This window comes from Lentilactobacillus sp. (assembly GCF_040773105.1).
GTDB lineage: Bacteria > Bacillota > Bacilli > Lactobacillales > Lactobacillaceae > Lentilactobacillus > Lentilactobacillus parabuchneri.
In genome coordinates this window covers 1-11,099 of record NZ_JAXGWW010000056.1, presented here as the reverse complement: position 1 = coordinate 11,099, position 11,099 = coordinate 1, and the positions used below count along the sequence as shown (strand labels likewise).

Here is an 11,099-nt window from a genome sequence, read left to right as displayed (position 1 = left end):
TCAGCGGACTTAACTAAGCCCACATGATCATAAAAGTCAATGGCTTTGGCACGGCTTCGAACAGCCGCATCAAAAATTAAATATGCACCGGTACCGCCTAATTTTTCGATGGCAGCTGTGACCTTGTCGCGGGTTTCCAGTTCATTTACAAACCGGTTACCGTTTTGATCAACCAGGATTGCCCCCTCACCGCGGACGGTTTCGCCGATCAGATAAACATGATCGGTATCTTGCTGGGCGGTTGGGTGGACTTGAATTCGATCCATATCAACCAACTTTGCGCCAATATCTTTGGCAAGTAAAATGCCGTCCCCGGTATTGCCCGGTTGATTGGTCGTCCGATACTTGTTTAAATCAGGTCGGTACTCGCTAATCAATTTCTTGCTTGCCCCAAAACCACCGGTAGCGATGATAACGGCCCTCGATTGGATTATTTGTTGATCCACCTCGGTTTGAATTTGAACGCCCGTCACTTTGTCTTCGGTCAAAATGCGAGTCACTTTAACATTGCAGAACAAGGGAATTTGCCTAGCCTGGACCTGCTTTAATAAGCCATTGACCAGGTAGGTGCCAATCGCTTCTTTTGAACGTGGCCGATGTGTCCGCGGAACGCTCATCCCGCCACTAATCGTTAGGTCGTCAAGTTGGACCCCTTCTTTGTAGAGCCACTCAATGGCGCGCGCACCATGTTCGGTAAAGTACTTAAGTAAGTCCGGGTCATTTTGCCCATGACCGCCACGCAGGGTTTCATAGTAGAATTGACCAACGCTGTCTTGAATCCCCTGTTCGGTCTGGACAAATGTTTCAGCCGCGTTCATCCCGGAAGACGCCCGCTTGGTATCCCCTCCAACTGTAGGCATTTTTTCCAAAATGACCGGATGAAGCCCCAATTCTGCCGCTTTAATGGCGGTGGTCAATCCGGCGCTTCCTGATCCAATCACGACGAGATCATATTGCTTTTCTAATTTATCTAAAGAAGTCGGTTCAAATCTTTCTGACATGGGTTTCTTCCAATCTTTCAAATTTATTGTGCCCGCCTTGGCGCGAGTCCATTTGGGCCGTGCATTTTAACGCTTGCGGCAAGTGCCCGCCAGGCGCTGGTATAAAGTTGTGGCCGCTGACCGTTCCCAAGTCTTCTGGCTTGTTGTTCACAATACGCAGTCACAAATGTTGGCGAATACTTATCGTCCAATCGTTGCCCACCTAAGGTTAACGGCAGCTTGATTGGTTTGTAGTTGCCACTTAAGATTGCGTTTGGCAAATCGGGTTGAAGAACCATTGGTGTGCAAATCCCAATCATATCGGCATCGTGTTTGCCTAATGCTTCTTCCATGGTCGAGATATTTCGAAAACCACCACTTAGGACAATCGGGACGTTTACAAGTTGATGCATCATATGTGCATATCCGGAAAAGCCCACTGCCGAATTCTCGTAGTCATCACCAGAAATTTCAATCAGATCAATTCCCAGCTCCGCCATTTTTTGAATCACAGTGATCGAATCGTGTTCGGTAAAGCCGTCCACGTTAAGGTCCAATGCGCTCATCTTGAGACTAATCGAAAACTGTACACCACAAGATTGGCGAATTCCTTCATAAATATCAACCAAAAAGCGCATGCGGTTTTCCAGTGAGCCACCAAACTCGTCGGTTCTGTGATTATCAGTTCGCGATAGAAACTGATTGACCAGGTAGCCGTAAGCTCCGTGAATTTGAACTCCCGTAAAGCCGGCGTTTTGGGCAATTTCAGCCGTTCTCACATACTTGGCAATTATCTCATGGACTTCGGCGTTTGTGAGCTCACGTGGTGGATTAAAGGCTTTGGCATTCGGCCCATAAATTGGAATCGCGCTTGGTGCCACCGGTTGTGACGACAAATATTTTGGCGACTGTTTTCCTGGATGATTAAGTTGCATCCACAATTGAGTATGGTTTGCGGTACCTGCCTCAGCCCACTGTTTTAAAATTGGTAAGCTTTGTTCATCTTCGACAACCACATTGCCGGGTTCTGCGATGGCGCGATGATCAACCATGACATTTCCGGTCACTACAATTCCAGCTCCGCCAGCCGCCCAGGTTTGGTAGAGCTTTGCATAGGCTTCAGTCGGTTGATGGGCATCAGTTGCCATCGTTTCACTCATTGCGGATTTAAAAAAGCGATTTTTAATCCGTTGTCCGTTCGGCAACGTCAGCGGTTTGGCAATTTGTAAATAGTTCATTTCAATCGCTCCTTTCAGTCAATTAATTTCAAATTCGGTTGAGTTTGTTTTAATGGTAACCCGAAACTTTTTCAAGGGCAATTATCATTACCAACATTAAATCAAATTTTCAGTTACAATAAACCTAGAGGTGATTATTCAATGGATGATCAATGGCTATCTCAACTGCCAATCAAGGGGATTACCAAAGCAATCCCGGTTGGCGGCGGTGATGTAAATCAAGCATTTCGCTTAGAAACTAAAGATGACACCTATTTCCTGTTGGTTCAGCCCAATACCAAAGCCGATTTTTATGCCGGTGAAATCGCTGGACTCAAAGCATTCGAAAAAGCCGATGTCTTGGCACCCAGAGTCCTTGGAAACGGCCAAATTAACGGCAACGCTTATTTGGTGCTTAATTACTTGGAACCTGGTTCTGGCGACCAAAGCGACCTTGGCGAACTGGTTGCGAAGCTGCACCAGCATTACAGTCCTAATGGGCAATTTGGCTTTGACCTGCCCTATGTTAGCAACGATGAGAGCTTCGACAACAGTTGGACAGATTCGTGGAGCGAGTTATTCGTCGACCACCGTTTGGACCGACTCCGGGACGCATTGATGAAGAAGCACTTGTGGAATGACCATGATGCCGAAAAATACCAACAGGCGCGAGAAGTGATTTTAGATAAGTTGTCAAAACACGAAAGTGAGCCTTCATTACTTCACGGTGATTTATGGGGCGGAAATTACATGTTCCTGACGGACGGCCGACCGGCGCTTATTGATCCCGCGTCGTTTTACGGTGACCGGGAATTTGACCTGGGGATCACCACTGTGTTTGGCGGCTTTGATGCTGACTTTTATGCCGCTTATAACGCTGTTTACCCACTGGATCCGGGCGCAAACGAACGGCTCAACTTTTACCGTCTGTATTACTTGATGGTCCACACCAACAAATTTGGTACCATGTACAAGAGCAGCGCGGATAGTGCAATGACCCAGATTTTGGAGCAAAAATAAGATAAATAATTCAACATGCAAAAAACGCTTTGAATCCTGCAAACAGGGTCCAAAGCGTTTTTTACGTCCAAGCTAACTGACGTTACTTTACCACCAGCCAACTATCGGTCCCACCATGTACAAACCAAATGCCATCACCGTCAAGCATAGAGCCGTCACAAGGTATCGGTACCACCCGTGCATCCGGTATTTTGCAGGAAGGGCTTTGGCTTCCAACATCAGCAACAGCCCCAACACAATCGGCAGCATGAGCGCATTGAGGACTTCAACGCCAACCGCCATATCAACGAGTTGCACATTCGCCAATACCAATACGGCACCAATAACGTGCGCCAGGGTATAAATCACGTAAAAGCCCATATTTTTCTTATTAAACGGTTCATTTAAACTGTGTTTCCAGTTAAGAACCTCGGTGACGCCCCACGTTCCGGCCAAGGCGACCACCAATGCGGCAACCAGGGAGCCGCCAAGCAAGCTGACGCCGATCAATAGTTTGGCTGTCTGGCCGCCAATATAAGGGCCAAGGGCAGCAGCCAGATCACCCACGGACCCGAGCGGTTGGTTATGTCCATTTTTGCCAACCGTTGCTGCAAAGACAACCACGAACAGAATCATGATCCCCTGGGTTAAAAACGTCCCAACCAAAGTATCATGCTTGGCCTTTTTAATTGATGACGGTTGAAGCTGCTTATCAACGACGGCGCTTTGCTGGTAAAAAATCATCCAGGGCATAATGACCGCGCCGACGTTGGCTGCAACTAAGTATATGTATGAACGATGTTTCCAAGGAATGGTTGTGAGCCCGTTTAAAATGTCTCCGGGTTGCGGCTTGACGAGAAATATCGCCCCAATAAATGCCAGTTCCGCCAAGCCAATGATGACGCCGATTTTTTCGGTCCTCCGATAACTTCCTGTAAATGCCACTGCAATCAATCCCACCGTGGCAATGGGAATCGTGATCCATTTTGAAACGCCAAACAGTTCGCCGACGCCGGCGACTCCCACAAATTCTGTCAACAACGCACCAATTGAAGAAATGGCCAGGGTGGCCGCTGACACCCAGGCCCATCCCTTACCGAAATTCTCCCTGATCAATTCGCCGTGGCCCTTTCCAGTGACAATCCCCAACCTGACGGTCATTTCCTGAGCCATATACAAAATCGGAATGAGCAACAATTGGGGAAGCACCATCGCGTAGCCCCACTGAGCACCAGACTGGGCCGCGGTGATGAGACACCCCGCATCCGTGTCGGCAAGCATCACAATGAGTCCGGGGCCAAAGACCTTCAGCCAATGGCCCACTCCTTCTCGCTGGCCCAATTCATTAATCGGGCCGGAAATATCAACAACTTCTTTCATAAGCATTTCTCCTTTTTAGTGAATGCCCAGTTCAAGTTTGGCCTCACGTGACATTTTATCAATCGACCACGCCGGTTCCCAAACCAGGTTGATTTTGACGCGCTTGACCTGGTTCAAGGCCATTAACTCCTCTTCGATTGCAGCATTTAGGTATTCGGTTAACGGACACCCCGCAATCGTTAAGGTCATCGTCACGGTACAGAGGCCCTGCTCATCTAATTCAACGTTATAAATCAGGCCGAGATTCACGATATCAATGGCAAGCTCTGGATCAACCACGTCTTCGAGAACTGCCATTGCCTGATCTTTAAATGACCGCTCAATGTTCATAAGCTCATCTCCTATCCAATCGATCCTTCCATTTCAAAACTGATGAGTCGATTAAGCTCGACCGCATACTCCATCGGCAACTCTTTGGTGAATGGCTCCACGAAGCTCATAATAATCATTTCAGTTGCTTTGGCCTCTGGGATGCCCCGGCTCATCAAATAATACAATTGTTCCTCAGAAATTTTCGAAACTTTTGCCTCATGTTCCATCGATACGTTATTGTTCAAAATTTCGTTATAGGGGATCGTATCACTGGATGATTGGTCATCCATAATAATCGTGTCGCACTCCACGTGGGCAAACGAGCCATCTGAATGACGGCCAAACTTAATTTTGCCACGATAATCAACCGCACCGCCGTCTTTGGCAATTGATTTGGAAACAACCGATGACGAGGTGTTTGGCGCATTATGAATCATCTGAGCACCGGTATCAGAGTCAATGTTTCGACCGGCAACCGCAATTGACAGCATCGTCCCCCGGGCCCCCTCACCGTTTAAATAAACGGAAGGATACTTCATCGTTACCTTTGAGCCCAAGTTGCCATCAACCCACTCCATAATTGCCCCTTCAAGTGCTTGGGCCCGTTTGGTTTCCAAGCTGTAGACATTGTTGGACCAATTCTGAATGGTCGTGTATCGGCAGTATGCGTGCGGCAAGACGTTGACCTCAACAACCGCTGCGTGCAGGCTGTCGCTCTTGTAAGTCGGCGCCGTGCATCCCTCAACGTATTCAACGTGGGCCCCTTCATCAACAATAATCAGCGTGCGTTCAAACTGACCGGATTTTTCGGCGTTAATTCGAAAATACGATTGAATCGGGGTCGTCAACGAAACACCCTTAGGAACATAGATAAAGGTTCCGCCAGACCAGACAGCCGAGTTTAGCGCCGCGTATTTATTATTTGTCGGTTTAACTAGTTTGCCGAACCACTTTTTAAACAACTCCGGATACTTTTGTAGCGCCGTATCGGTGTCGGTAAAAATAATTCCCAGCTTTTCAAACTGTTCTTGCATGTTGTGATAGACCACTTCCGACTCGTACTGGGCAGATGATCCCGCCAAATACTTTCGCTCGGCTTGAGGAACCCCCAACCGGTCAAAAGTCGTTTTAATTTTGTCCGGAACGTCATCCCAGTCCCGGTACTGCTTATCCGTTGCTTTTTGATAAAATGTCATATTCTCTAAGTCAAGCTTGGTCAAGTCAGGCCCAAAATCAGGTTCCGGCATCTTGAGGTAAGCTTGATACGCTGCCAGCCGATAATCAAGCATCCATTTGGGCTCATGCTTTTCAGCGGAAATCTCTCTCACAATGGCTTCCGTTAATCCCTTACCCGTTGAATAAACGGGCGTGACATTATCGTGAAATCCGTATTCATAGTCCTTGTCTTTAATAATCTCAGAAACATCAGTCATTGAAATCAGCTCCTTTTTGTCCCAGTATCTCATCGACTGCGTGCCAGGCTAAAGCTGCACACTTAATTCTTGCGGGAAATTCCGCCACCGACCCGACTAACGCCGCATCCCCCAGTGCATCTTCATCCGTCGACGTAATGGACTCGCCAGTAATTAAATGAGAAAACGCCATCACCAACTCACGGGCTCTTGATACCGGCTGGTGAAGCAACGCCGTTGTCATCAGACTGGCTGATGCCTGCGAAATCGTGCAACCAGACCCCGAAAATGACAAGTCTTCAATTTGGTCATGGTCAATCAAAACTGAGACGTTGATCACGTCACCGCACGTCGGATTGCGTAACTGCAGCTTCCCAGTTGCTTGCGGTAAGTCGCCGTAATGCTTCGGGTGCTGGGCGTTTTCCAAGATGACTTGTTTATATAATTCGTTTAATTTAGCTAATCCCATCGGCAAAAAACTCCTTTACTGCGGTGATTGCGTGGATGAAACGGTCGGCATCCTGTTGTGTGTTATAAAAATAAAAGCTGGCTCGAGCAGTTGCCTCAACGTTCAAATATTCCATGAGTGGCTGAGCGCAGTGGTGCCCCGCACGAACCGCGATTCCCTCCATATCAAGACCGGTCGCAAGGTCGTGGGGATGAAGCCCCCAGAGATTAAATGAGAGCACCCCCGTGTGTTTATCGGGATCGTGTGGACCATACACCCGGACGCCGTCGATTGCCAACAGACGAGGCAACGTGTACTTCACCAAGTCTTTTTCGTAAGCCAATACATTGTCCATTCCTAACTCATTTAAATAGTCAATTGCCCTGCCCAACGCAATTGCGCCGCTAATGTTGGGTGTTCCTGCTTCAAATTTCCAAGGCACCTCTTTAAACGAGGCATCCTGGTGGTGGACAAAATCGATCATCTCACCGCCAAACTGGGCTGGCGGCATCATATTTAGTAAAGCTTCTTTACCGTATAATACGCCGATACCGGTCGGCGCCAACATTTTATGTCCTGAAAGTGCGTAAAAATCAACATCCAAGTCTGAAACGTCAATCGGCATGTGCGGTGCAGCCTGCGCCCCGTCAGCGATTATGTATGCACCGTGCTGATGGGCCAGCTTGGCGAGTTCTTTAATTGGATTAACAACACCCATCACATTTGACGCGTGGGCAATTGCCACAATTTTTGTCCGGTCAGTAATTAGCTCACGAGCGCTTTGTATGTCCAATTCTCCGTCAGCGGTTAAACCAATGTATTTTAAAGTTGCATGCTGTTTTTGGGCAACTTGTTGCCAAGGAACGATATTGCTGTGATGTTCCAATTCAGAAATCACAATTTCATCGCCCTCGGAAACGACCAGGTTACCAAAGCTGGCCGCAATCCAATTAAGGCTTTCGGTTGTGGAGCGGGTAAAAATGATCGACCGCCTGGATGGCGCATTGATGAATTCGGCAACCTTATCTCGGGAAGCTTCGTAGCTTTCGGTCGCCCGCTCAGCTAATGTATGGACCCCACGGTGGACGTTTGCGTTGTCGTGTTGGTAATAGTCCATAATGGCGTTTAAAACCGCCAGCGGCTTTTGTGTGGTGGCCGCATTGTCCAGATAGACTAATGGTTCACCATTAACTTGTTGGTTAAGTATCGGAAAATCTTGTCTGGAATTATTCAGTCCCTTGTCCATTTGTCAGCTTCCTCTCGATTAGTGCGATCATTTGCTGGCGAACCTCGGCAACTGGAATGTCTGACAGAACGACACCCAGAAAGCCACGAGCAACCAGCCTTTGTGCGACATCTTTTGTCAGTCCTCTGCTCATCAAATAATAAAGTTGATCCTGGTTAATCCGGCCAACGCTGGCTGCGTGACCGGCGATGACATCATTTTCATCAATTAACAAAATCGGATTGGCATCCCCACGTGCCTTTGGTGACAGCATCAAAACCCGGTTTTCCTGTTGGGCCTTTGCGCCGTGAGCGCCTTTGATAATCTTGCCGATCCCATTGAAGACCAAAGCTGAACGCCCCAATAAAATCCCGCGCTGCAAAATATTTCCTTCGGAGTGGTGACCGTGGTTGGTCACTTGGGTATCAATCCCTTGGGTTTGACGATCGGTCGAAATCGCCACCGTCTGCATCTCGGTATGCGAGCCACTACCCACTAGATCAGAGTCGAAGTCGGCGATCGTATTCCCGTCATTTAAGATACCGACTGTCCAGTCGATCCTGGCATCCTGTGCCAAGAAGCCTCGACGGTTAATGTAGGAATGCGTCGTTTCTCCCAACGAATCCAGTGCAGAGAATCTAACGTAACTGCCCGCCTGTGCGACAATTTCTACCATGATGTGGGCGGGGTTGGCTGTTTCTCCGAGCGTTTCCGAGCGTTGAAGCACTTGAAACCGACTATTCTCTCCGGCCACGATTAAGGTGTGATTGACAAAGTTTCCGGCCTGACGGCTGTCTTGAACTTGAAGGAGATTAATGGGGGCCTTAACCTCAACGTTGTCCGGAACGTACAGAAATGCCCCACCATTTAGAAGGGCCGCGTTAACTGCCGTGAGCCGATTTTCATCAACATGAACGGCTTTTTGAAATAAAAATTTGCGAACCAGGTCACTGTGTTGATGAATCGCCGTGCCTATGTCACATAAAATAACGCCTTGAGCGGCTAATTCATCGGGCAACGCCGTTTTCACAACCAGTTGTCCAAGGCTGGCAAATTGGTAGCCAGATGCGTCATTTTGGATACTTTCAGGAACGGTTACATTTAAGGCAGGTTGGTTGGTGAACGCCAGCAGTGGCCAACTGTGGTAATTGATTTTAGCAAAGACCGGCATCGCCAACGTGGGAATTTGCTGCCAAGCTTGGTTTCTTAACGTTTGGAGCCACTCGGGTTCATTTGAAAATGCCGCGTTCTGTAACAAAACCGGGTTCATTTCCAACGTTGTGGTTTTCATCATGTTACTTACCCCCGTTTCCTGCCGGGACGTCCTCATCAACTAGATTAACTTCAAGCCCAAGTTCGTCTCTTAAGCCGGCGTAACCGGTTGATTCAAGCTCATTTGCAAGCGTTGCATCGCCAGTCTTAACAATTTTTCCGCCCATCATCACATGGACCTGATCGGGGTGAATGTAATTCAACAAGCGCTGATAATGGGTAATCATCAAAACGCCGAAGTCTGGACTGGCCATTTGATTTACCCCCTTAGCAACGACTTGGAGTGCGTCAATATCAAGTCCCGAATCAATTTCATCCAAGATAGCGAAGGTTGGCTTAATCGTCATTAATTGAAGAATTTCATTGCGCTTTTTTTCACCGCCTGAAAAGCCTTCATTCAAGTAGCGCTCTGTCATGTCGTCGGACATATTTAAAACTTCCAAATTCCGATCTAAATCTTTTAAGAATGTGCGAATTGGAATCGGATCGTCAGCAGGTCGGGTGGCATTCACAGCGGCTCTCATAAACTCCAAGTTCGTGATGCCCTTAATTTCAGCCGGGTACTGCATGGCTAAAAATAGTCCTGCTCTTGCCCGTTCGTCAACCGGCTTCCCCAACAGGCTCACACCATCTAATGTAATGTCACCCTGTGTCACAAGATACTTTGGATTTCCCATGATGGTCTCCGATAAAGTCGACTTACCGGTTCCGTTGGGGCCCATAATGGCATGGGTCTCCCCCGTGTTCATGGTGAGATTGACACCTTTTAGAATTTCCTTGGTTGCTTTTGTCTCTTCATCAGACACGCTGACGTGAAGATCAGTTACTTTCAAAGTTGGCATCAGGTAAGCCCCTTTCATCTATCAGCTTCATTATGAGATTATGGTTAAAATCAAATTAATTCAAATAATAAACGCGTCGGCGTCATAACGCAATAACTGATTTTTTCCTCACCCCCTTAGAGCGGAGCTGATTGCCTTTATATTGGGAATGAGCGTTGCAAGGTAAAGTTGAGAAAAAAATAAAACTGAACAATATTTTCAAAAAAAGATTGTTTTATCATCAAATTATCATATTATTAAAACATAACTGAAAAAATAACACATATCTTAAGTAGGTGACGAAATGAGTAAATTATCACGATCGCAGAAGTTAATGTATTCTCCTGAATTCGAACACGATGCTTGTGGAATGGGATTTATCACCCAAGTCGATGGCCATCCCAGTCATGAACTCGTTGAAAAAGCTTTGACGATGCTTCAGCGGATGAATCACCGTGGTGGAACAGGAGCCGAACCCGATACGGGTGATGGCGCCGGAATCTTAATGTCGATGCCGGATGCCTTTTTTCGGAATCAAATGGCAGAACATGAACTGAGGCTTCCACCGAAGGGCGACTATGCCGTTGCCCAACTATTTCTTCCTCACGATGAAGAAAAACGTGACGCAATGCTCTCTGCAGTCATTTCACGAATCAAAGACGCCGGTTTTCCAGTGCTTTGGACCCGCTCCGTTCCCTTTGTTTATGAAAGCTGTGGTCCAGCAGCCCAACAATCGATGCCGGGGTTTTCCCAAGTGATTTTAAAACGGTCGGTTGATATGAAGGCCGGACGGGATTTTGAAGACCGGTTGTACCGCCTAAGACGCCAGTTGGAAAAAACGTTTGATCGCCAGTCGATGTATATTTGTTCATTATCCAGCCAAACGATTGTGTATAAGGGCATGCTGCACGCATACCAAGTCAGCCGCTTTTACTCTGACTTACACGACCCTGAGATGAAGAGCTGCATTTGTTTGATTCACTCCCGCTTCTCAACCAACACTTTTCCAAGTTGGGATCGGGCTCAGCCATTT

At 47.5% G+C, this 11,099-nt stretch carries 10 protein-coding genes and 1 pseudogene; 2 read left to right on the top strand and 9 right to left on the bottom strand.

Annotated features, from left to right (window positions below; genetic code table 11):
- Together AB3112_RS04590 and AB3112_RS04585 are read right to left on the bottom strand one after the other, a co-directional pair.
- The coding region (locus AB3112_RS04590; protein WP_367334034.1) for a flavocytochrome c at positions 1-1,001 on the bottom strand (1,001 nt) is incomplete at its 3' end.
- Positions 1,002-1,024: 23 nt separating this feature from the next.
- Positions 1,025-2,218 (bottom strand): NADH:flavin oxidoreductase/NADH oxidase family protein, encoded by a 1,194-nt coding sequence (locus AB3112_RS04585; RefSeq protein WP_367334033.1) that lies wholly within the window; start codon positions 2,216-2,218, stop codon positions 1,025-1,027.
- A gap of 141 nt (positions 2,219-2,359) precedes the next feature.
- Here AB3112_RS04585 and AB3112_RS04580 point away from each other — a divergent pair, with 141 nt between their 5' ends.
- Positions 2,360-3,217, top strand: coding sequence for a fructosamine kinase family protein (locus AB3112_RS04580; RefSeq protein ID WP_367334032.1), 858 nt, complete (start codon positions 2,360-2,362; stop codon positions 3,215-3,217).
- Positions 3,218-3,304: 87 nt separating this feature from the next.
- On the opposite strand, the gene AB3112_RS04575 is transcribed toward AB3112_RS04580, so the two are convergent.
- The 7 genes from AB3112_RS04575 to sufC are packed head-to-tail and all read right to left on the bottom strand — an operon-like array spanning position 3,305 to position 10,087.
- Positions 3,305-4,576 carry an NRAMP family divalent metal transporter gene (locus AB3112_RS04575; RefSeq protein WP_084973561.1) on the bottom strand — a complete coding sequence of 424 codons (1,272 nt, stop codon included), beginning with the start codon at positions 4,574-4,576 and terminating at the stop codon, positions 3,305-3,307.
- A 15-nt stretch (positions 4,577-4,591) separates the two neighbouring features.
- Positions 4,592-4,906 (bottom strand): metal-sulfur cluster assembly factor, encoded by a 315-nt coding sequence (locus AB3112_RS04570; RefSeq protein WP_084973563.1) that lies wholly within the window; start codon positions 4,904-4,906, stop codon positions 4,592-4,594.
- Positions 4,907-4,917: 11 nt separating this feature from the next.
- Positions 4,918-6,321, bottom strand: a complete 1,404-nt coding sequence (sufB, locus tag AB3112_RS04565; protein ID WP_084973564.1) for a Fe-S cluster assembly protein SufB — start codon at positions 6,319-6,321, stop codon at positions 4,918-4,920.
- Positions 6,314-6,769 (bottom strand): Fe-S cluster assembly sulfur transfer protein SufU, encoded by a 456-nt coding sequence (sufU, locus tag AB3112_RS04560; protein WP_084973566.1) that lies wholly within the window; start codon positions 6,767-6,769, stop codon positions 6,314-6,316. Before sufU ends, sufB begins: the two co-directional genes overlap by 8 nt.
- Positions 6,756-7,994 (bottom strand): cysteine desulfurase, encoded by a 1,239-nt coding sequence (locus AB3112_RS04555; protein WP_367334031.1) that lies wholly within the window; start codon positions 7,992-7,994, stop codon positions 6,756-6,758. Before AB3112_RS04555 ends, sufU begins: the two co-directional genes overlap by 14 nt.
- A complete protein-coding gene (gene sufD, locus AB3112_RS04550) occupies positions 7,975-9,267 on the bottom strand; it encodes a Fe-S cluster assembly protein SufD (protein WP_367334030.1) in 1,293 nt (430 codons plus the stop codon). Before sufD ends, AB3112_RS04555 begins: the two co-directional genes overlap by 20 nt.
- 1 nt (position 9,268) lies before the next feature.
- Complete coding sequence (gene sufC / locus AB3112_RS04545) at positions 9,269-10,087, bottom strand: Fe-S cluster assembly ATPase SufC (protein ID WP_084973610.1); 819 nt, start codon at positions 10,085-10,087, stop codon at positions 9,269-9,271.
- A 283-nt stretch (positions 10,088-10,370) separates the two neighbouring features.
- Between sufC and AB3112_RS04540 the strand changes: the two are divergent.
- Positions 10,371-11,099: pseudogene (locus AB3112_RS04540) on the top strand (glutamate synthase subunit alpha); the annotation flags it as partial.

Excerpts from the sequence above, each read along its gene's own strand:
- AB3112_RS04585 (WP_367334033.1), bottom strand. The coding sequence starts at position 2,218 with ATGAACTATTTACAAATTGCCAAACCGCTGACGTTGCCGAACGGACAA.
- AB3112_RS04580 (WP_367334032.1), top strand. The coding sequence starts at position 2,360 with ATGGATGATCAATGGCTATCTCAACTGCCAATCAAGGGGATTACCAAA.
- AB3112_RS04575 (WP_084973561.1), bottom strand. The coding sequence starts at position 4,576 with ATGAAAGAAGTTGTTGATATTTCCGGCCCGATTAATGAATTGGGCCAG.
- AB3112_RS04570 (WP_084973563.1), bottom strand. The coding sequence starts at position 4,906 with ATGAACATTGAGCGGTCATTTAAAGATCAGGCAATGGCAGTTCTCGAA.
- sufB (WP_084973564.1), bottom strand. The coding sequence starts at position 6,321 with ATGACTGATGTTTCTGAGATTATTAAAGACAAGGACTATGAATACGGA.
- sufU (WP_084973566.1), bottom strand. The coding sequence starts at position 6,769 with ATGGGATTAGCTAAATTAAACGAATTATATAAACAAGTCATCTTGGAA.
- AB3112_RS04555 (WP_367334031.1), bottom strand. The coding sequence starts at position 7,994 with ATGGACAAGGGACTGAATAATTCCAGACAAGATTTTCCGATACTTAAC.
- sufD (WP_367334030.1), bottom strand. The coding sequence starts at position 9,267 with ATGATGAAAACCACAACGTTGGAAATGAACCCGGTTTTGTTACAGAAC.
- sufC (WP_084973610.1), bottom strand. The coding sequence starts at position 10,087 with ATGCCAACTTTGAAAGTAACTGATCTTCACGTCAGCGTGTCTGATGAA.